Genomic DNA, 21368 nt, shown 5'->3' on the forward strand with positions numbered 1-21368 from the left:
ATTCGGGCTAGTGACGCCGCGGCGAGGACGGATCAGTTGATGATGCCGCCCCTGTCGTCATCGCCACCGCCGTCATCGCCGCCGCCGTCTCCGTTGCCGGGCCTACCCTCGCCGGGCTCCCGTGGCGGGTCAGGTTCGCCAGGCTGCTCATGGCCATCGTCGTCGCCGTTTCCAGAACCGTCACCGTGACCCGGGTGCTCGTCGTCGTCCGGGGGACCGCGGTCGTCGTCCTCGCGACCCTGCTCCTCGTCCCGCGGTGGCGGGGCGTCGTCGTGACCCGGCGTATCGGGCCGGTCGCGCTCTGGTTCGGGTTCATGCGCCGGCTCCCCGATGACGTCGACTTCGGTGAACTCCTCGTGCTCGGTGCCCTCCAGATAGGCGTCGGTGAAGTCCCGCCAGATCTGGCCGGGCAGGCCTGACCCGAAGACCTTGTTGCCGTCGGCGTCGCGGATCGGGTCCGAGCCGGCGTCACCGACCCAGACGGCGGTGCTCAGCGATGGGGTGTAGCCGGCCATCCATGCCTGCGAGTTCTCGTTGTCCTCGTGGGACTGGTGAGTACCTGTCTTACCCGCGCAGGGTCGCCCGCCCGCGCAGGACAGGTTGGAGTGCGGCAGCACGTCCTCCAGCGTCTGCGTGACGTTGCCCGCGATCTGCTCGCTCTTCTCCTCGTCGTGATCGAAAGCGGGCGTGCCCTCTGGGCGCGCCTGGTAAACGGTCTCGCCGTCGCTGGTCGTGAGCCGCGAGATCAGGTGCGAATCCCGCTGGATCCCGTCGGCTGCGAAGGTCGCGTAGGCCGCGGCCATGTCGCGGGGTGTGACGACGTTGCCGCCACCGCCGATGGAGATCCCGGCGTCGCTGGCATCGAGCTCGGACCTCTCGCTCATGCCCGCCGAACGCGCGGCCTCGGCGACCGCCCTCGCTCCGGTGTCGTTGACGACCATGTCGTAGAAGACCGTGTTCAGCGAACGCTTCATCGCCTCGGCCACGGTGCAGTTGCTGCACTGCTCGTTGTTCACGTTGTGGATGGTGACCGGTTCGTCCCCCTCGCCGAAGGTGCGTGGCGACGAGCCGTCATAGGTCTCGCCCGGCCCCTTGCCCTGCTGCAGCAGCGCCACGAAGTCGAACGGTTTCATCGTCGAACCGGGGTTGCGTGGTGTGTGCGCCCAGTCGCGCTGGTTCTCCTCGCTGAGCTCGCCGCCGTAATAGGCGCGGATCGCCCCGCTGTTGGGAGCCACGGCGACCAGCGCGTCACGGAGATTCTCCGGCTGGCCCTCCATGGCGTCCCGGACGGTCTCCTCGGCCAGCCGTTGCGCGCGCTCGTCGATCGTGGTGTGGATCTGGTAACCGTTGACCCTGACCTCGGATTCGGAGTAGCCGATCTGCTCCAGCTCCGCGTTGATGCGCTCCTTGATGTAGTGCTTGGAACCGCTCATCGTGGTGGGCTGGGTCTGATCCGGGTCGAGCGGCTCGGGGAACTCGGCCTCGGCGCGCTCGCTCTGGCTCATCCAGCCGTTCTCCACCATCTGGTCCATGACGTAGTTCCAGCGCCGCTCGGCGTACTCCCGGTTGTCCGACCTGCTCGGGGCCTGGATGACGCCTGCGAGGAATGCCGCCTCGTGCTTGTCCAGCTCGTCGACGTCCTTACCGAAGTACGCCTGGGCGGCCGCCTGCACGCCATAGGCGCCGCGCCCGAGGTAGATGGTGTTCAGGTACGCGGTGATGATCTCGCTCTTGGTCTGCTGGTTGTTCATCTTGAAGGCACGGACGATCTCCGTGGCCTTGCGCTGCAGCGTGTGGTCGTCGGCCTCCATGGCGACCTTCACGTACTGCTGCGTGATCGTCGACCCACCGCCGGTGCCACCGGTGACCTGGTGCCAGCCCGCGCGCGCGATCGCGGTGATGTCGAAACCCCTGTTGGTCTCGAAGGAGGCGTCCTCCGCGGCGTACACGGCGTGCTTGACCTCTTCGGGGATCTCGCTGGCGCTGAGGATCACCCGGTTGCCGTCAGGGGCATCGCGCCCCATCTCCTCGCCGTCCTCATAGAAGTAGGTGACCACGCCGCTCTGCTGCTCGGCCACCTCGTGCGGAGTGGGTACGTCGACGAACATGTAGGCGACCGCGAAGGCGGCCATCGGGAGCACGACGAAAACCGCGATGAAGGTGTACAGAGCACGGCGGAGCCAACCACCTTTGCCGAGCTTCCGCGACGAACCGCCGCGGGAGCCGCCGGAATCCGCGTGCGCGGCGGCGGTGTGCTCTTCGGCGACGGCCGCACCGGGGGGTCCGCCTGCCGCGGCAGGCCCGCCGGAGCCGAGCAGCGAGTTGATGCGCTGCTCGGCGGCTGGGTCGGTGCCGCCGAGCGGTTCGTCCTCGCGGTGCGTGAGCAGTTCGGGCTCGCGGTTGGGGAACGGGTCGTAGGCGTCCCGGTCGATCGGCGGGAGCATCTCGGTCATGTAGTTCTCGTCGTACGGGTCGACCGGGCGCCCTGTCCCCTGCTGTCCGTACTGCGTGTACCGATCGCGCTGCGCCTGTTGCCCGTACTGCGTGGCACCAGCCCCGCCTTGCGGCCAGGCACCCGGGGTGCCACCAGGCCCTCCCGGGGCCGCTGGGCCCGCGGGACCGCCCGCGCCACCCGGTGCGCCGGGCGGTTGCTGGCCGTAGGCAGGTGGGGGTTGCTGTCCCGGTGGCGGTCCCTGCTGTCCCGCCCCACGAGGGGGGCGCTCCCAGGGCGTCTCGTTGCCTGTCGGCCAGCGCGGCTCCTCGCCGGTCGGCCATTGTGGCTGGCCGCTAGCGCCGTAGGAGTAATGCGGGTGCTGTCGTGGTCTGCGTTCGTCGCTCACGGATACGCCTCACTCAAGGGGCTGCTGCCTGCTGCGCGCGCGAACGGCGCGGTCCCTGGTCACCGGTACCCAGAACGTAGGAAAGCGCGACATGGTTCCAGCGGCACATGCGGCATACCTCCACCACATAGACGGTGAACTCCGAGAATAGTTCGGCCATTCGATCAAGCTCATCCGGCTGCCGTGCTGAGCCGGAGGCTTGCCCGAGCTGGGCGCCGAACACCCAGGCCACCAGGCACATGCGGTGCTTGCTGCAGATGGGGCAGGGGTGCTCCACGGCTTCGCCGTGGAACTCCGCCGCGCGGAGCAGGTAGGTTCCCGCGTCACAGACCTCCTCGCGTGACACTTGCCCGGTACGGAACTGCCGCAGCAACGCGCGCTTGCGCAACGCGTAGTCCACGATCTGCCGCTGCGTCCGCAGAGGGCTCTGTCGCTGGGTCGACACAGTGACAGCGTACGTGTTCCCGCCCGGATACCCCACCGATCGAGCGATGGATGACACAGCGATGTATCGCCGCGATATAATGGTGCGGTATATCGGTCGTAGCGAGCGATCCGGTGTGGAAAACGTGACCGGGTCGGTCCGAAGCGAGGCGAGGAGGTGCCGGGTGCTGGAGTTCGCGATCCTCGGGCTGCTGCACGAGGCGCCGATGCATGGCTACGTGCTGCGGAAACGGCTGCACGACACGTTGGGCATGTTCCGCACGTTCTCCTACGGCTCCGTCTACCCGACCTTACGACGGATGCAGCGGGCCGGCCTGATCACCGAGGAAGTCGACGATCTCGATGAGACGGATGCCACACCGAGCGGGTCGCGTGGCCAGAATCGCAGTTGGGGACGGAGGGCCCGGCGGGTGTACAAGCTCACCGCCGAAGGCAAGGAGCGTTTCGCCGAGCTTGTCGGCGATGCCGGTCCACAAACGTGGGAGGACGAAGGGTTCGGCGTTCACCTCGCTTTCTTCTCCCGCACCCCAGCTGACGTGCGGATGCGCATTCTCGAGGGGCGCCGCAGGCGCGTGGAGGAGCGCAGGGAAGGCCTCCGTGCCGCACTGGCGCGAGCCGAGGAGCGGATCGATCGATACACCCGCGAGTTACACAGGCTCGGCCTGGAAAGCAGTGAACGCGAAGTGCGCTGGCTCAACGAGCTGATCGCGCATGAGCAAGCCGAGCAGCGCAAGCAGGAGGAATGACCGCGCTGCTCGTCGATCACAGCAGTTACTCATCTCAAGTGAAGGAGAAACCGGCATGGGCGAGAACCGCCGCAGCGAGAGCAGCTCGAATGCTCGAGCGAACAACGCTGTCAGGGTGGCCATCGTTGGCGTCGGCAACTGCGCGACGTCTCTGGTACAAGGCGTCGAGTACTACCGCGACGCCGACGTCGACTCGCGTGTGCCTGGACTGATGCACGTGCAGTTCGGTGACTACCACATCGGAGACGTACAGTTCGTCGCCGCGTTCGACGTGGACGCCAAGAAGGTGGGCCGCGACCTGTCCGAGGCGATCGTGGCGAGCGAGAACAACACGATCAAGATCGCCGATGTGCCGCCGCTCGGCGTGACCGTGCAGCGCGGTCACACCCTGGACGGGTTGGGCCGCTTCTACCGGGAAACGATCGAGGAATCCGACGAGACGCCGGTCGACGTGGTCGCCGCGCTGCGCGAGGCCGAGGTCGACGTGCTGGTGTCGTATCTGCCGGTCGGCTCAGAGGAAGCTGACAAGTTCTACGCGCAGTGCGCCATCGACGCAGGCGTCGCGTTCGTCAACGCGCTTCCGGTGTTCATCGCTTCGGATCCGGAGTGGGCGCAGAAGTTCACCGACGCCGGGGTTCCCATCGTCGGCGACGACATCAAGTCGCAGGTCGGGGCCACGATCACGCACCGCGTGATGGCCAAGCTCTTCGAGGACCGCGGCGTGCAGCTGGATCGCACGATGCAGCTCAACGTCGGCGGCAACATGGACTTCATGAACATGAAGGAGATGGAACGGCTGGAGTCCAAGCGGGTGTCCAAGACCCAGTCCGTGACCTCGCAGGTCGATCGCGAGCTCGGTAAGGACAACGTGCACATCGGGCCGTCGGACTATGTGGCCTGGTTGGATGATCGCAAGTGGGCCTACGTCCGGCTGGAGGGCCGCGCCTTCGGTGACGTGCCGCTCAACCTCGAGTACAAGCTGGAGGTCTGGGACTCGCCGAACTCGGCGGGGATCATCATCGACGCGGTGCGCGCCGCCAAGATCGCCAAGGACCGCGGCTTCGCGGGCCCCGTGCTCGGTGCTTCCTCCTACTTCATGAAGTCGCCCCCGGTGCAGTACCACGACTCTGTGGCCCACGACGCCGTCGAGCGCTTCATCCGCGGCGAGGACTGAGCGCGGGTGGGGAGCTGAGCGTCACGTTCGGCGCCCTAGAGGGAACGAACGTGACGCTCAGCTCCCCAGAGCGCCGAAGGTCCTCAGGCACTGAACGTGACGTTCGTTCCATAGACGGCGCTCAACGTCACGTTCGGCTCCCCGCCCTGTGGGCACTACCGTGGCGGCCATGACATCTACACCCCTGGCACTGGTCACCGGAGCGTCGAGCGGTATCGGCACGGCCATCGCGCACGCCCTCGGGCCGACGCACCGGCTGCTGCTCGGCGGCCGCGACAAGACCGCGCTGGATGCCGTGGCGGCGGCGGTGCCCGACGCTGCTCCCTGGCAGGTGGATCTGACCGATCCCACGAAGGTCGCCGAAGCCGTCGAGAACATCACCGAGCTGGACGTGCTGGTGCACTCCGCGGGCATCGCGGCACTCGGCTCCATCGAGCAGGCCGGTGTCGAGGACTGGCGCGCCAGCTTCGAGATCAACGTAACCGCCGTTGCCGAGTTGACCAGGCAACTGCTGCCCGCATTGCGGGCCGCTCACGGGCACGTCGTAGTGATCAACTCGGGTGCCGGCTACAACGCGCGGCCCGGCTGGGGACCCTATGCCGCGAGTAAGTTCGCGCTCCGCGCCTTCGCCGACGCGCTGCGCGCTGAGGAGGAACCGGCGGGGCTACGGGTGACCTCGGTGTACCCGGGACGCACAGCCACTCCCATGCAGCAGGCCATCGTGGCCGATGAGGGGCGCGACTACGACCCGGACCGGTTCCTGCGTCCGGAGTCGGTGGCGCACGCGGTCGCCCAGGCCGTGACCGCCACCCCGGACGCCCACCCGACCGAGATCACCCTCCGGCCGATGGCCTAGCGCGACCCCTCAGGCGTGCGCGTTTCGCGGGCTAACCGTGCAACCGAGCGGCGCTGGCGCTGACGTCGGCCTGCGCGGCGGCCCGGTCCACGCGGGTGGACTCGCCATCGGCGACGACCTGCTCGCCCGCCACCCACACGTCGGTGACGCGCCGAGACCCGGCTCCCCACACCAGGTTGGCGATGAGCTGGGCGTCCGGCGCGTCGGCGCCGCGGGGGAACGCCGGATCGTCCAGGTGGACGTGCACCAGGTCGGCCCACCGGCCCGGTTCGAGCACCCCGATGTCCTCGCGGCCGAGCGCGGTGGCGGCATCGCGGGTGGCCAGCAGCAGCGCGCGCTCAGCCCGGATCGCCGTCGAGTCGCCGGTGGCGAGCCTGGCCAGCATCGCGGCGAGCTGCACCTCGTGCATCATGTCGAGATCGTCGTTGCTGGCCGGGCCATCGGTGCCGAGGCCGACCGGGATGTTCGCGGCCAGCAGCTCCGCAAGCGGGGCGATACCCGAGGCGAGCTTGGCGTTGGACCCGGGGCAGTGCGCCACGCACGCACCACTACGCGACAGCAGGTCGATATCGCCCGCCGAGACGTGCACGGCGTGCGCGAGGACGATCCGGGCATCCAGCATCCCGACCTCGTCGAGCAGCCTGGGCACCGAGCCGTGGCTCGCGCGCTGCTCGGTGTCCTCTTCGGTGGTCTCAGCGGCGTGGATCTGCACAAGCGCGCCGCGTTCCCGCGCCGAGTCGGCCACTGCCCGTAACGCATCGGCAGGCAGCATGTAGGCGGAGTGGGGACCGTAGCCCAGCTCGATACGGTCGGCGGGTCCGATGAACCGGCCGTCGGTGTCGATCCAGTTGTCGATGTGTTTCACGGTGGCGCGCCAGTCGATGCCGGGCAGGTCGATGATCGGTCCCGCCAGCAGCATCCGCCCGCCGGTGCGCAGCACCGCATCGGCCATCTGCTCGCCCTGGTAGTACATCTCGGCACTGGTGGTGACGCCGTGCCGGAGCATCTCGAGCGAGCCAAGCACCATGCCCGCGTGCACATCCGCGGGGGTGAGACGGGCTTCCGCCGGGAAGATCACCTCGCGGAGCCAGCGCATCAACGGCAGGTCCCCACCCATCCCCCGGAGCACCGTCATCGGGCTGTGAGCGTGCGCGTTGATCAATCCGGGTAGCAGGATCCCGGTGAGCTCGACCGTTGTGATGCCCTCATGGCCTGGCGCGGCGGCGCGCGGTCCGCAGTAGGTGATGGTTCCGGAACCGTCCACATCGACCGTGGCGTCGCGAAGAACGCGGAACGGCGACCCGCAGGGCAGGACGATCGGAGCGTGGAAACGAACCGTCATGACCCCGATCTTGCCAGCTAGACGCGCTCGAAGATGACGTCGCGGGAGACGCGGCCCTCGCGCTCGGCGCGCGATTCGAACTTGGTGAGCGGGCGCCAGACGGGCCGGGGTGCCCAGCCGCCCTGCTGGTCGGCGTGCTGGTTGCGCAGTAGTGGCTCGGCCTCGCAGACCTCGAGCATCTGCTCGGCGTAGTCCTCCCAGTCGGTGGCCAGGTGCAGCGTGCCGCCCGGTTCGATCCGGGAGGCCACCAGGCGCACGAAACCAGGCTGGATCAGACGCCGCTTGTGGTGGCGCTTCTTCGGCCAGGGGTCCGGGTAGAAGACTCGCACGCCGTGTAGCGAGTTCGGAGCGATGTGGGCACGCAGCAGGTCAACCGCGTCGCCACGTACCAGCCGGAGGTTCTCCAGCTCGAGCTTCTCCGCCCGCATTACCAGCTGACCGAGCCCGGCCGCGTAGACCTCGACCGCGACGTGGTTGATCTCGGGCGAGATCGATGCCAGCTCGGCCGTGGTCTCACCCATGCCGGACCCGATCTCGAGCACCACCGGAGCGGTCCTGCCGAACCAAGCGTCGAAATCGATCGGCCCGTCGCCCAGCTCAGTGACGTCGCAGCCGAAGCTCGCCCAGCTGCGATCCCAGGCCCGCTGTTGCCCGACCGTCATCCGGCCACCACGCTGGACGTAGCTCACCACGCTGCGGCGGCGGGCGCGATCACTACGCCCGCCGTGGGAGGTGTCGTGCTGGCTATCCACGGCTCGATCCGGCTCCCGGGGTGACGTCTTCGGCGCTGCGCTCACCGGTAGACCCTACCGAGATGACCGCGGCCACAGCCGGAAGGGATCGTGCGGCGCAGGCCACGACACCGGCTCGGCTGCTGCCGGGTCACGGGCTTGCCGCGGGGGCTTCCGGCGCGCAGCCTCCCCAGGGCCGGGCCGTCCATCCCTGCCCGGATGACGGCCCGGCCCTCCTCCCCGACGGTCGTGCGTACCCCGAGTGACGCACGACCAGCTTCACCGGTCAGGCGTCGCGCCTGTTCGCTACCGCGATCGCCGCCGCCAGCGCGGCGAAGGCCACCGCGGCGAAGTACCCGAGGGCGAGCCACGGGCTCAGCGTCGATGTGGACAGCGGCGGTCCCGCTTCAGCGACCGCTCGCGTCGCCCCATCCCCGCTGAGGAACTTCTCCACCACGTTGAACGGCATCCACTCGTGGATCGTCGGTCCGATCTCGGGGATGATCGGAGTCAACGATTCCACCACACCGATGTAGATCAGCAACAGGGCGATCGCGCCCGCGCTGTGGCGGACCAGGATACCCACCGCCAGCGCCAGCACCGCGGCGAGTCCGTACACCAGGCCGTTGCCCGCGACCTGTCGCCATTCGGCCCCTGTGGACAGCGAGAGGTCCACCCCGGAGCTCAGCAGCGCGGTCACGCCGAGCGCGCCGAACGCGGCGAGTAGCCCGACGGCTGCCGCGAGCGCACCAACCACGCCCGTCTTGGCCAGCAGCACCGCGGTGCGGTTCGGTACCGCCTGGAACGTGGTGCGGATGGTGCCGAACCGGTACTCCGTGGTGATGGCCAGTGCGGCCAGCACCAGGATGACGGTGATACCGAAGAAGTGCCCGGACTGGGACATCCCGACGCTGACGAAGCCCCCATCGGAGGTCGCGGTCATCAGCGCGGCGAACCCGATCACGAGCAACAACGTGATCACCGCGCACCACCACGGCGAGCGGGTGGTGAACAGCTTCATGCGTTCGACTGCGAGCAGTGTCATTGTCTTCGCCTTCGTCTGTCGAGTCAGGGTGGTCGTCAGTGGTCGTCGAGGGTCAGGTGTGGGCCGCGGCCGGTTCCGGTTGCTGCTCGGCACCGCCAGGACCGCCGCCGCCCTCGCCGCCGGGACCACCGTCGGTGCCGTTTCCGAGGCTGCTGCTGTACTCCACCGAGTCGCCGGTGATCCGCATGAAAGCCTGCTCGAGCGAGCCCTGACTCGGGCTGAGCTCGTGCAGCACGATGCCGTTGCTCGCGGCCAGCTCACCGATGCTTTCGCTGTCCATGCCGGAGACCAGGACCCCACCGTCCTCGCTGCGCACCGTGGCGCCTGCCTCGGTGAGCAGCGGTTGGAACTCGGCAAGGTGCGGGCTGCGCACCTTGACGGAGTTCTCGGTGGCCCGTGCGACGAACTCTCGGGTGCTGCTCTGCGCGATCAGCTCGCCCTTGCCGACGACCACCAGCTCGTGCGCGGTCAGCGCCATCTCGGAGAGCAGGTGGCTGGAGACGAAGACGGTGCGGCCCTCCTCGGCACGCCGGTGCATGAACCGGCGGATCCACAGGATCCCTTCTGGGTCGAGCCCGTTGACCGGCTCGTCGAACATCAGGATCTCCGGGTCCCCGAGCAGCGCGGCGGCGATGCCGAGCCGTTGCGACATACCGAGCGAGAAACCGCCCGCTCGCTTGCCAGCTACCGCGGTCAACCCGACGATGTCCAGTACCTCGTCCACTCGGCGCTGCGGGATGTCGTTGGACTTGGCCAGCCACTTCAGGTGGGCGGCCGCGGAGCGGTTCGGGTGGACCCAGCGTGCGTCGAGCAGCGCGCCCACGGTGCGCAGCGGGTGGCGTAGCTCGTGATAGCGCTTACCGGCCACGGTGACCGTGCCGCTGGTGGGACGGTCCAGCCCGAGGATCATGCGCATGGTGGTCGACTTGCCTGCCCCGTTGGGGCCGAGGAAGCCGGTCACTTGACCAGGTTCGACGGTGAACGACAGCCCGTTGACCGCCGTGGTGTCCCCGTAGCGCTTGGTGAGGCCTTTCGCCTCGATCATGGTGTCTCCTCGCCTTCCCCAGTGATCGCATCACGTTGCCAGGACGATCGTGCCGTGCTCGCGGGTACGCACGCGTCGACCCGCGGATGGATTTCGCGTGCTACCCAGGAGGTAGTCTCACGCCCGACCGGTGGCCTACGGGATCGGTGATCCCCCTGAACCTCCCCCGATGCGCCCCTGATCACGATCAGGGGCGGGCTCGCGATCAGTTCCGCGGTAGGCCCTGCGGCATTACCGTCCCGGCCGGACCAGCCCGGTGTCGTAGGCGAGCACCACGGCCTGGACCCGATCGCGCAGGTCCAGCTTCGACAACACACGCCCCACATGGGTCTTCACGGTGGCCTCGGAGAGGAAGAGGCTTTCGGCGATCTCGGTGTTGGACAGTCCACGTGCCACCAGCGCCAGCACCTCGCGCTCCCGCTCGGTGAGCACGTCGAGCAGCGAGGTGTCGCGGGGTGGGTGGGCGCTGTCGACGAAGCGGTCGAGTAGTCGCCGGGTGATGCTCGGCGAGACCACCGCGTCCCCAGTCGCCACCGCGTGCAGCGCTGAGACCAGCTCTGTCGGTGGGGTGTCCTTGAGCAGGAACCCGCTCGCGCCCGCCTGCAACGCGGAGTAGACGTACTCGTCGAGGTCGAACGTGGTCATCACCAGCACCCGCGCCGGGCTGGACGCCACGATCCGCCGGGTGGCTTCCACCCCGTCGAGGGTCGGCATGCGGATGTCCATCAGCACGATGTCCGGTGCGAGCTCCCCGGTCAGCCGGACGGCCTCGAGTCCGTCGCCTGCCTCGCCGACCACCTCGACGTCCTCGGCTGAACCGAGCACCATGTGGAATCCCGCGCGCATCAGCTCCTGGTCGTCGACGAGCAGCACTCGGATCATGCGCGTCCCCGTTCGCTCGATTGCGCGGTCGGCTCGGTGGCCGGGCGTTCGCGCGACCCCTCACGCCCGGTCTCGCGCAGCGGGAACACCGCGTGCACCCGCCAGCCGCCGCCCGGCTCCGGACCCACGTAGAGGGTGCCACCGAACACGTGCACGCGCTCGCGCATCCCGATGATCCCGTTGCCACCGACGGGCAGCGCGGGCCGGGCGGGTGGGATGCTGGCGTCCGAGTCCACAGGGTGAGCCTTGCCCGCCCCGTCGTCGGTCACCGTGACCTCCACCGTGTCGCCCCCGTCGCTGCTCTCGCCGCTGCGCACGACCGCGATCCACACCGTCGCGTCCCGCCCGGCGTGTTTGAGTGCGTTGGTCATGGCCTCCTGCACCACGCGGTACACGCCGAGCGCGATGCCCGCGGGCAGGTCGTCGAGCGGGTCGGAACGCTCGATCCGCACGTCGAGACCGGAAGCGCGCATGTCCGCGACGAGCTCGGTGAGCTCGGCGGCCGCGGGCTGCGGCCGCAGCGGCTCCTCGGTGTCGGCGTCGGGGTCGCGCAACACGGTGAGTAGTCCCCGCAGCTCGGCCAGCGCCGAGCGCGCGGTGTCGGAGATCGTCCCCAGCGCGCGCCGGACGGCGTCGGGATCGCGGTCGACGGCGAAGCGCGCGCCGTCGGCATGCACCACAATCACGCTGACCGAGTGCGCCACCACGTCGTGCAGCTCCCTGGCGATACGACTGCGCTCCTCGGCGACGGCGATCCTCGCCAGGTGTTCGCGCTCGGTCTCCAACAGGTGTAGTCGCGCCTCGAGCTCGGCGTGGTAGGCGCGGCGCGCGCCGAGGAACTCCCCGAGGATCCAGGCGAACACATACACGGCTGCCGAGAACCCGATGGTGACGGTCCACTGTTCATGATCGAACTGCACCATGATCTGCCCGACCGTGGCCGTGAGCAGTACGCCGGTGTAGATGCCCGCGTGTCGCCTGCCGACGTAAACCACAAGGGTGTAGACGGCGATAGCGGCGGTGAGGACCGCACCCAGCGGCAAATTCAGCGCCAGATGCACTGCGCCGGTCACCAGGATGGCGTAGGCCATGAACAGCGGGAACCTGCGTCGCACAACCAGCGGTGCCACCGTGGCGAGGATGGTGGGCACGGCGATGTGCCAGCCCGGCACATCCGGCGCGCCGTCGATCGAGAGCGCGTTGAGGTACAAGAAGGTATCGATCAGGGCGATCAGCAGTGCCAGACTGCTATCACCTGCCATCGGATGCGCGCGCATCCACAGGCTCAACCGGCGCATGGCTCGACCCTAGGGTGATCACGCGGCCTGGCGCGTCACCCCGGGGGATTACGGCGGGTGCGACCGGGGGAGGACCGACCCGGTGAGCTCCCGGCGTGACAGGATGCTGTGTGGTCTGGGGCGAGCGAACGCAGCGGTCGAGGGTGGCACCCCTCGGCTAGGAACGGATGGGGGCGTGGCGGCCGTGATCGAGCAGGGGCAACTGGCTGGTCCGCTCTCGGAATCGGTGGCCGACCTGTGCCGCAGGCTGCAGTCGCAGGTCAGCCCCCGCACCGCGGCGGGGTTCGGTGAGGTGCTGCGGCGGTTGGCCGCCCCGTTGCAGGTCGCGGTGGCGGGTCGCATCAAGTCGGGCAAGTCGACGCTGGTGAACGCGCTGATCGGGCGGCGGGTGGCACCGACGGGGATCGGGGAGTGCACCCGGTTGGTGACGCGCTTCCAGTACGGCACGGTGGACCGGATCGAAGTGGTGCGCACCGACGGCACCACCGCGGTGTTGCCGTTCGGTGCCGACGGCATGATCCCGGCCTCGCTCGGTGTCGACCCGAAGTCGGTGTCGCACGTGGAGGTGTACCTGACCAACGCGGTGCTGCGGGGGATGACCGTGATCGACACTCCCGGTCTGGGTTCGTTGGATGCCGCTTCTTCGCGGCGGACCGAGGAGTTGCTCGGCGGTGCTGGCGGTGCGGCGGCTACGCCCGGTGCGGCTGAGGGGGGCGAGGCCGCCGAGCTCGACCGCACCTCGCGGGATGCGGTGGCAGGCGCCGAGGCGGTGCTGTACGTGGTCACCCAGCACGTGCGGGCGGACGACCAGCAGGCGCTGGCGGCGTTCACGGCGGCGACGGCGAGCCGCGAAGCCGGCCCGGTCAACGCGCTCGCTCTGCTGAACAAGGCCGACACCGTGGTGGCCGAGACGGTCGACGGCGCGGACGGCGACTCTTGGCTGGCGGCGAGCCTGCTGGCCGAGGCGCAGGCCGCCGCGTTGCGTCCGCGGGTCGCCGACGTGATCCCGGTAATCGGGCTGCTCGCCGAGACCGCGGAGACCGGCGGTTTCACTTCGGCGGACGCCGAGGCGTTACGGGAGCTGGCCGGGCTGGGCGATGACGACCTCTCGATGCTGACGATGTCGGCTGACCTGTTCACCTCGTGGGAGTGCGAGGTGCCAACCGCCGCTAGGACGCGGCTGCTCGAACGGCTCGACCTGTACGGCATCCAGCGGTGCGTGACGGCGATCCGGGAGCATCCCGAGATCACGACAGGGGCGTTGCGGCGCGCTATCGTCGACGCTTCCGGACTGGAGGCGGTGCGGTCGCGGTTGCACACGTTGTTCGCCGCCCGCGCCGACGGGATCAAGGCAGCCGCGGCACTGGCGTCGGTCACCGCGCTCGCCGACGCCTCAGGCGACCCGGTGGAACGTTCCCGCGTGCACGATGCGATCGAGGTGTTGCTCGGTAGGCCGGAGGCGCACCAGCTACGTATGCTGGAAGCGCTCACCCTGGTGGCGTCCGGGGCCGTGGACATGCCGGACGACCTGTGCGAGGAGATCCAGCGGGTGGGAAGCAACAGCGGCGCCGAGGCGCGGCTCGGCATGCCGGGGGCGAGCCTGGCAGAACTGGCTGACGAGGCGCTGGAGCGCGCGGGTTGGTGGCGCTCCTTCGCGTCGTTCGGTGCGACCCCGGCGCAGAGCAGGATCGCGCACGTGGTGCACCGCAGCTACTTCCTGCTGTGGCAGGAGCTACGTTCCACCGGGCAGCAACCCGCCGGGCAGGAGGGAACAGCGCGGTACGGGGGTGATCGGTGAGCGCGCCACGGGCCTCGGAGCCAGCTGCGGGAACCGGTGAGGACACTCCGCCGTCGGAACCCTGTATGCAGCACCTGGAAACCCAGCGGCACGCATTGATCCAGCTCTGCCTGTACGCGCTCGATCGTGCCCGCAGCGGCGCGGTGGCCGAGCGGTTGGAACACGGGTTAGCGGGGGTGGGGGTGGTCGCGTTACGCCCGGACGGCCAGCGGTTCGACCCGAGCAGGCACGAGGCGGGCGGTACCGTTCCGACCGCCGACGGGGCGCTGGACGGCGTGATCGCGGGAACCGAGGTCGCCGGTTTCGTCGACGGTGACACGCTGTTGCGTGCCCCGGTGGTGACGGTGTACACGGCGTCGGGCAAGGGCACGCGGTGACGGCGCCGTTCTTCGCCGAGCCCGACCCGCTTGCGGTGCTGGCCGGTGCCCGTGATGCCGCGCTCGAGCTGCTCGACGAGCTCGACGCCGGGGCAGCGCATTGGGTGCGGGAGGCAGCCGCCGCGGTAGGGGACACGCCGAGCGTGGTCACCGTCGGCGAGGCGAAGCGCGGCAAGAGCTCGCTGGTCAACGCCTTGCTGGCATATCAGGGACTGTCGCCGGTGGATGCCGAGCTCGCCACCGGCACCTACCTGGTATTCCGGCACGGCCAGCAGTGGCAGGCACGGGCATGCTACCCGGGGCAGGAAGCCGACGTGCCGGTCCCGCTGAGCGACCTCGCGAGCTGGGCTTCGGTCAGCGGCGAGTTGCCGCCCGGCACGCTGCCTCCCGATCACCTCGAGGTTTCCGGGCCGTGCCCGCTGCTGGAGCGGGTGAGCGTGGTGGACACCCCTGGCGTCGGCGGGCTGAACTCGATGCACGGTATGCGGGCGCGGCAGGCCGCGGCGAAGGCCACCGCGCTGCTGTTCGTCGCCGACGCCGCCGCCCCGCTGACCTCGACCGAGCTGGAGTTCCTCACTACGGTCTCGGACAGCGTCGAGACGGTGCTGTTCGCGCTGACCAAGACCGACACCCACCGGGGTTGGCGGCAGATACTCGAAGCCGATCGGGAGCTGCTGCGCAGACACGCCCCTCGATTCGCCGACGCGGAGTTCCACCCGGTGTCGGCGTTGCTGTTCGAACGCGCCGTCACCGCGCCCTCGGCCGATGCCGCGCGGGTATTGCGGGAGCAGTCCGGCATCGCCGAGTTGCAGGCGGCGATGCAGCGGCTCGTGGCGGGCCGCGCCGAGCAGCTCGGCACCGCCAACGCGGTACGGGCCGCGGTTACGGCTCTCGAAGCGAGGGAGAGCGCGTTGGCGAGCACGTCCCGCTCGCTTGAGGGGGGCGAGGACGAGGCGCGGTCGCTGCGGGAGCGCCGTGACGCGCTCGCCGCGCAGCGCCGGTCGTCCACAAGGGGCTGGCAGGTCACGCTGCGCACCGAGATCCAGCGAGCACGGCTGGAGTGCAGCCACGAAGTCAGCAGGCAGGTACGGGAGGCGCAGTCCTGGTTCCGGCAACGGATCGAGGCCGCCGACCGCGACGCGCTGACCACGTTGCCCCAGGAGGTGGACGCGGCGCTGCGGGTGCTCTCCGGCAGGGTCTCGGACACCTTGGGCCGCAGGTTGAACGAGGTCACCGACGCGGTGCTGGCCGAGCTGTTCTCGGTCGAGGAGCTGCGGGTGGTCCGCGCGCAGTTCGCGCGTGGGGATACGCCGCGGGTGGTGGTGCGGCCGCCGGAGAGGCGAGCGCCGAGCGCGGAGGACAAGCTGCTGGTCTTCATGGGGATCTCCGGAGGGTTCGGGATCAGCAAGATCGCGGCGGCGCCGCTGGCCGGGATGGCTGTGGCGGGGCCGGTCGTGCTGCCAGCCTCGATCGCGGTGGGACTCGGCGCGGGCTGGTGGATGGCACGGACAAGGAGGCATGCCGCGGAGAAGCAGCACTACAAGCAGTGGTTGACCGATTCGATCGCCGAGACCCGCGCTGCGCTGGATCAGCTGGTGTCGGAGCAGATCATCGACGCGGAGCAGCAGCTGGCGCTGGCGCTGGACGACGCACTCGGTAAGCGGATCGACGCCATCGACGAGGAACTGGCGGAGATCGACACGGCGCTCAAGCTGAGCGCGCAGGAGCGTGCCGGGCGGCTCGCGGAGGTGAACCGGCAGCTCTCCCGCGTGCGCGCGTGCCTGCGGCGGGCCCGCAAGGCTCTTGGTGCGGGCGCGGAGTGACTCGCCCGGTCGTGTGGCCCGGGCAATCCGGTAATGCGGCAGTCCGGTTGGCGTAGGAACCGAAGCGGCTTACGGTGAGTCTCACGTATGTCGCGTGACGCACGGCGGTCAGGCGGCTGTGGGGGTGACCACGCACCTTCACCCGGCAGGAATCTTCACCCGGGAACCCGCGATGAGGGGTGGCTGGCATGTACATCGACGAATCCGGCGGCACCGACGACCTGGTGACCGAGAAGGAGATGACGGTCGACGTCGACGGTGACGAGTACACCGCCGAGATGAACCTCGACTCCAGCGGTGACGGCGCGTATGACACGGTGTTGATCCGCGAGGAGGACGGCTCGGCGCGAGCGTTCGTCGATACCGACGGGTCCGGTCGGGCCGACGAGTACATCGCGTTGGACGACCGGGGCAGGCCGGTGACCGTGGCGGGCTACGAGGAATCGACGGGCCGCTGGGTGGCCGACGAACCGGCAGGCTCGAACCAGGCGGCCCAAGGGGCCGATGCGGCCGCCGCCGGGCCGATGACCGCCGAGTTCCCCGACGGCCCGGTGGACGTGGGTCCGCCGACGGTGGACACCAACCATGACGGCACACCGGACACCGCGGTCGTGGAGCGGGACGGCGCCACGTACTACTTCACAGACACCACCGGCGACGGGGAGGCCGACGTCGCCGTGGTGATGAGCTCCGGGGGGACGGTCACCACGGTGGAACACACCGGTGACGGGCGGTGGCAGGAGGTGGAGCGCACCGCCGACGGCCCCGGTTCCGGTGATGGGCAGTCGATGGCGGGCGACACCGGCGAGGACCTGGCAGGCGCGACGGGCTCCGGCGGGGTGGCGACCGTTGACCCCGCCACGGGGCAGTGGATCACGAGCTGAACCCCCCGGGGTGGTGCGCCGGTGATGAGTGTCACCGGATCGACCGGGCGTGCGGTACGGCACAGCGGTGGCATCGCGAGCGAAGCGCCGGTCGCCGATATGGAGCAATCTGAATCGATTCCCTTATCGTTCTTGTGAGAGAACCGACAGGCCTCACCGACGTCATCGCGGCTCAACGGGGCTACTCTCGAAGAATCCCGCAATCGAGCACGCCGCCGCAGCAATCTGACGCTTGCTGGGTGTGCGAAGTTATTCGGTCGCCGGCAACGAAGCCCGCGCCAGGACAGTGCCGTTCTGGTGCGGGCTTGTCGCGTCGGAGTCAGGAGATTGAACGAGATGACTGCTGTAGCCATCCCGGGACTGGACAACGCACCCACGACGCACAGCCGTGTCCTCGAGTGGGTGCGAGAGGTCGCGGAGCTCACCACCCCGGATCGTGTGGTTTGGATCGACGGCTCGGACGAGGAGTCGGAGTGGATCAACAAGAAGCTTGTTGACGCGGGTACGTTCGTCCCGCTGGAGGGCAAACCGAACTCCTACTGGGCCGCATCGGATCCGAGCGATGTGGCTCGCGTGGAGGAGCGGACCTTCATCTGTTCCCAGTCCGAGGCCGATGCCGGTCCGACGAACAACTGGATGCATCCGGATGAGATGAAGGCGACGATGACCGAGCTCTACCGGGGCTCGATGCGTGGCCGGACCATGTACGTGATCCCCTTCTGCATGGGGCCGCTCTCCGACGAGAACCCCAAGCTGGGTATCGAGATCACGGACTCGGAGTACGTGGTCGCCTCGATGCGCATCATGACAAGGATGGGCTCGTCAGCGCTGGAGAAGTTCCACACCGACGACGGTCGCGAGCGTGACTTCGTTTCCGCGTTGCACTCCCTTGGTGCGCCGCTCGAGCCGGGGCAGGCCGACGTGCCATGGCCGTGTAACGACACGAAGTACATCACGCACTTCCCCGAGGAGCGGGTGATCTGGAGCTTCGGCTCCGGTTACGGCGGCAACGCGCTGCTCGGCAAGAAGTGCTACTCGCTGCGCATCGCCTCGGTGATCGGCCGGGACGAGGGGTGGCTGGCCGAGCACATGCTCATCCTCAAGCTGATCTCGCCGGAGAACAAGGTCTACTACGTCGCCGCCGCGTTCCCCTCTGCCTGCGGCAAGACCAACCTAGCGATGCTCGAGCCGACCATCCCCGGCTGGCGTGTGGAAACGCTCGGCGACGACATCGCGTGGTTGCGTTTCGGCGAGGACGGCAGGCTCTACGCGGTCAACCCGGAGGCAGGCTTCTTCGGGGTCGCGCCAGGGACCAACTGGAAGACCAATCCGAACGCGATGCGCACGATCGAGAAGGGCAACTCGGTCTTCACCAACGTCGCGCTGACCGACGACGGTGACGTGTGGTGGGAGGAGATGGAGAACACCCCCGCACACGCCACGTCGTGGAAGAAGCAGGACTGGACGCCTGACTCGGATGAGCCTGCCGCTCACCCGAACTCCCGGTACTGCACGCCGATGTCGCAGTGCCCGATCCTGGCGCCCGAGTGGGATGACCCGAACGGTGTGCCGTTGTCGGCGATCCTGTTCGGTGGCCGGAGGGCGAACACGATCCCGCTGGTGACCGAGGCGCGCGACTGGCAGCACGGCACCTTCATGGGCGCGACGCTGTCCAGCGAGAAGACCGCCGCCGCGGCGGGCAAGGTCGGCGAGGTGCGGCGGGATCCGATGGCGATGCTGCCGTTCATCGGCTACAACGCCGGGGACTACTTCCAGCACTGGATCGACACCGGCAAGAGCGCGGACGAGACGAAGCTGCCGAAGATTTTCTACGTCAACTGGTTCCGCAGGGACGACGACCGTCGGATCCTGTGGCCCGGCTTCGGCGAGAACTGCCGCGTGCTCAAGTGGATCATCGAGCGGCTGGAGGGCAGCGCTGCCGCTTCCGAGACTCCTATCGGTTGGGTGCCCACCGCGGATCAGCTCGACCTGGAGGGTCTCGACTGCTCTAAGGAGGATGTGGAGGCCGCGTTGCGGGTCGATGCGGACGAGTGGCGCGCCGAGATCCCGCTGATCGAAGAGTGGTTCGACAAGATCGGCGACCGGCTGCCGACCTCGTTGCGGGATGAGTTGGAGGCGCTCAAGCAGCGCCTCGGCTGAGCGGGTACGACCGCGCAGTCACGTGGGGCCTGGGGACCGTCTCGGTCCCCAGGCCCCACGTTCGTTCCAGTGCCGTCCCCTTTACGGGTTATCCACCCCCTGTGGATAACTTTGTGCATAGCCTGTGGAGTTACTGCTCCATCCGGTGGACGGACAGTGCATAACTGGTGTTGTATACCACAGGATCCGGCTTTCGGCAGGGCGCTACCCGGAGGGGTCGGGAAGCGGGGTTCCCTGACAGACGCTGTCCCGCGGGGGCTGGTTGTGGACAAGGTAGTCCTCCACATGCTGATCCACGCACGTGTTGCCGCCCGCGTAGAGGCCGTGATCGCCCTCGTCGACGACGGTGAGCATGGCCGAGCCTGCGAATGAGCGGTGAGCACGCATGGCCCCTTCGATGGGTGTGGCGGGATCGTGGGTGGATTGCACGATCAGCACCGGCGGCACACCTTGCCCGGTTGGCGTCGGCAGTTCCACGGGTTCGCCCTGCCAGAAGATGCACGGCTGGCTGAGCCATCCCCAACCGAGCAGCGGGTACTGGTTTCCGATGCGTGCGGAGTCGTGGCGCACGCTGGTGCGGTCGCCTTGCCAGCGCGTCTCGTTGCACGGGATGGTCCAGAAGCTGGCGGTGGCGGCGTCCTCGTACCGGTCTCCCACTACCAGTGGCCGTGGCCCTGGCGACGGCTCCGTGGCGCGGGCGTGCGCCAGGACGTCGATCGTTATCTCGACCTCGCCCGTGCTGGTCTCCTCCTCGACCAGCTCGCGCACGACCGCGAGGAACTCGGCGAGTCCCGGAAACGCCCGCTTGTCATACATGCCCCGCACGATCACCTCGTCCAGCTCGGCAGGCCCCACCTCGTGCCCCTCGAGCTCGACGGGTTCCTCCGCCAGCCGAGAACGCAGCCGCTCGTAGGTCTGTCGCGCGTCCTCGCCGGTGTGGCCGAACTCGTACACGTCGGAGTGCTCGGCGAGCCACGGCAGGAAGTCCTGCCTCCAGCGCCGCTCGAAGCCGCGCGGTTGCCAGGCGAAGGATTCCTGCCAGTTCGCCGTGAACTCCACGGCGGAGTCCAGCACGAAGCGGTCGGCGTGCTGGGTGAACATCTCGGCGTAGTGCGCGCCGAGCCAGGTTCCGGCAGAGTAGCCGATCCAGCTGATGCGCTCCCTGTCGAGCAGGCCGCGAAGCAGGTCGATGTCGTGGACCGTCTGGAACGTGTTGATCAGTGGGCCGAGCTCGCCGGAGTGTCGCTGGCAGGCGCGCACCGCCTGCTGTGTGGTGTTCAGGATGCGCTCGATGTTGGTGGGGTTCCGGTCGCGCGGGTCGAGAGGGTCGAGTTTCGAGGTGGCGCTCCCGCAGGTGATGTTGGCGCTCATCCCGGTGCCCCGTGGATCGAAACCGATCACCTCGTACTCGGCGCGTAGCTCGTGCCGTTCGGTGAAACGTGCGGGGAACGACCGCCCCGGTGCGCCTGGACCACCGGGGTTGGTCAGCACCGACCGCTCGGCATCGGTCGACCGCGCGGGCAGCCTGCTGACGGCGATGGTGATGTCGTCGCCGGAGTGGGGCTCGTTCCAGTCACGCGGTGCCTGGTAGGTCGCGCACTCCAGCTGGTCGGCGACATCGGAGGGGGTTCCGGGAAGGTCGTCGGTGGTGCACGGCCGCCAGTCCAGCGTCTGCGAGGCGTACTGGTGGGCAGCCGGTTGGCCGCCCGCCGTTGCGGGGGCGGGCGCCTCCGGTGCGGCCAGCGCGGGCGCGGCTGTGGCCAGCAGGGCGCCGGTGGCGACGGCCGCGATGGACGCGGTGAGGGATCGGTGCATGGCTTCCTCGGTGCATACGTGATCAACGGCGCGAGGTCAGTTGATCACTCTACGTACCCGGAAGCCGGTGCGGTTACGCGACACCCGTAAGGGTCACGATGAAGGGCC

At 68.8% G+C, this 21368-nt stretch carries 17 protein-coding genes; 8 read left to right on the forward strand and 9 right to left on the reverse strand.

Annotated features, from left to right (window positions below):
• Positions 1-32: 32 nt before the first annotated feature.
• Together F8178_RS00810 and F8178_RS00815 are read right to left on the reverse strand one after the other, a co-directional pair.
• Positions 33-2453, reverse strand: coding sequence for a transglycosylase domain-containing protein (locus F8178_RS00810; protein ID WP_317492625.1), 2421 nt, complete (start codon positions 2451-2453; stop codon positions 33-35).
• A 400-nt stretch (positions 2454-2853) separates the two neighbouring features.
• Positions 2854-3261 carry a DUF5318 family protein gene (locus F8178_RS00815; RefSeq protein ID WP_317493044.1) on the reverse strand — a complete coding sequence of 136 codons (408 nt, stop codon included), beginning with the start codon at positions 3259-3261 and terminating at the stop codon, positions 2854-2856.
• 187 nt (positions 3262-3448) lie between these two features.
• Between F8178_RS00815 and F8178_RS00820 the strand changes: the two genes are divergently transcribed.
• The 3 genes from F8178_RS00820 to F8178_RS00830 all read left to right on the forward strand — a co-directional run bounded on the left by F8178_RS00820 (position 3449) and on the right by F8178_RS00830 (position 6060).
• Positions 3449-4030, forward strand: coding sequence for a PadR family transcriptional regulator (locus F8178_RS00820; RefSeq protein ID WP_317492626.1), 582 nt, complete (start codon positions 3449-3451; stop codon positions 4028-4030).
• 55 nt (positions 4031-4085) lie between these two features.
• Positions 4086-5204 carry an inositol-3-phosphate synthase gene (locus tag F8178_RS00825; RefSeq protein ID WP_317492627.1) on the forward strand — a complete coding sequence of 373 codons (1119 nt, stop codon included), beginning with the start codon at positions 4086-4088 and terminating at the stop codon, positions 5202-5204.
• A gap of 169 nt (positions 5205-5373) precedes the next feature.
• Positions 5374-6060: an SDR family oxidoreductase gene (locus F8178_RS00830; RefSeq protein ID WP_317492628.1), complete on the forward strand. Its 687-nt coding sequence runs from the start codon at positions 5374-5376 to the stop codon at positions 6058-6060.
• 31 nt (positions 6061-6091) lie between these two features.
• Here F8178_RS00830 and F8178_RS00835 read toward each other — a convergent pair whose 3' ends face one another.
• From F8178_RS00835 to F8178_RS00860, 6 genes are all read right to left on the reverse strand, one after another.
• Positions 6092-7402, reverse strand: coding sequence for an amidohydrolase (locus F8178_RS00835; RefSeq protein ID WP_317492629.1), 1311 nt, complete (start codon positions 7400-7402; stop codon positions 6092-6094).
• Positions 7403-7419: 17 nt separating this feature from the next.
• Positions 7420-8064: a tRNA (guanosine(46)-N7)-methyltransferase TrmB gene (trmB, locus tag F8178_RS00840; RefSeq protein WP_317493045.1), complete on the reverse strand. Its 645-nt coding sequence runs from the start codon at positions 8062-8064 to the stop codon at positions 7420-7422.
• 355 nt (positions 8065-8419) lie between these two features.
• Entirely contained in the window at positions 8420-9178 is a 759-nt protein-coding gene (locus F8178_RS00845; protein WP_317492630.1) for an ABC transporter permease, read from the reverse strand.
• A gap of 52 nt (positions 9179-9230) precedes the next feature.
• The gene (locus tag F8178_RS00850; protein ID WP_317492631.1) at positions 9231-10223 is read right to left on the reverse strand and encodes an ABC transporter ATP-binding protein; all 993 of its coding nucleotides are present in this window, start codon (positions 10221-10223) and stop codon (positions 9231-9233) included.
• Between the two features lie 231 nt (positions 10224-10454).
• A complete protein-coding gene (locus tag F8178_RS00855; RefSeq protein ID WP_317492632.1) occupies positions 10455-11105 on the reverse strand; it encodes a response regulator transcription factor in 651 nt (216 codons plus the stop codon).
• Positions 11102-12367 carry a histidine kinase gene (locus tag F8178_RS00860; RefSeq protein ID WP_317493046.1) on the reverse strand — a complete coding sequence of 422 codons (1266 nt, stop codon included), beginning with the start codon at positions 12365-12367 and terminating at the stop codon, positions 11102-11104. Before F8178_RS00860 ends, F8178_RS00855 begins: the two co-directional genes overlap by 4 nt.
• Positions 12368-12506: 139 nt before the next feature.
• Here F8178_RS00860 and F8178_RS00865 point away from each other — a divergent pair, with 139 nt between their 5' ends.
• The 5 genes from F8178_RS00865 to F8178_RS00885 all read left to right on the forward strand — a co-directional run bounded on the left by F8178_RS00865 (position 12507) and on the right by F8178_RS00885 (position 19445).
• Entirely contained in the window at positions 12507-14201 is a 1695-nt protein-coding gene (locus F8178_RS00865; RefSeq protein WP_396344957.1) for a dynamin family protein, read from the forward strand.
• Positions 14198-14578, forward strand: a complete 381-nt coding sequence (locus F8178_RS00870) for a nucleotide exchange factor GrpE (RefSeq protein ID WP_317492634.1) — start codon at positions 14198-14200, stop codon at positions 14576-14578. The genes F8178_RS00865 and F8178_RS00870 overlap by 4 nt, the downstream gene beginning before the upstream one ends.
• Positions 14575-16401: a dynamin family protein gene (locus tag F8178_RS00875; RefSeq protein WP_317492635.1), complete on the forward strand. Its 1827-nt coding sequence runs from the start codon at positions 14575-14577 to the stop codon at positions 16399-16401. Before F8178_RS00870 ends, F8178_RS00875 begins: the two co-directional genes overlap by 4 nt.
• A 188-nt stretch (positions 16402-16589) precedes the next feature.
• Positions 16590-17285: a DUF6802 family protein gene (locus F8178_RS00880; protein ID WP_317492636.1), complete on the forward strand. Its 696-nt coding sequence runs from the start codon at positions 16590-16592 to the stop codon at positions 17283-17285.
• Positions 17286-17621: 336 nt separating this feature from the next.
• Positions 17622-19445 (forward strand): phosphoenolpyruvate carboxykinase (GTP), encoded by a 1824-nt coding sequence (locus F8178_RS00885; RefSeq protein ID WP_317492637.1) that lies wholly within the window; start codon positions 17622-17624, stop codon positions 19443-19445.
• Between the two features lie 204 nt (positions 19446-19649).
• Here the strand turns inward: F8178_RS00885 and F8178_RS00890 are convergent, their stop codons facing one another.
• Positions 19650-21260 carry an alpha/beta hydrolase gene (locus F8178_RS00890; RefSeq protein WP_317492638.1) on the reverse strand — a complete coding sequence of 537 codons (1611 nt, stop codon included), beginning with the start codon at positions 21258-21260 and terminating at the stop codon, positions 19650-19652.
• Between the last annotated feature and the right edge of the window lie 108 nt (positions 21261-21368).

It is taken from the genome of Haloechinothrix sp. LS1_15 (assembly GCF_033042135.1).
In the GTDB taxonomy this organism is placed as follows: domain Bacteria; phylum Actinomycetota; class Actinomycetes; order Mycobacteriales; family Pseudonocardiaceae; genus Haloechinothrix.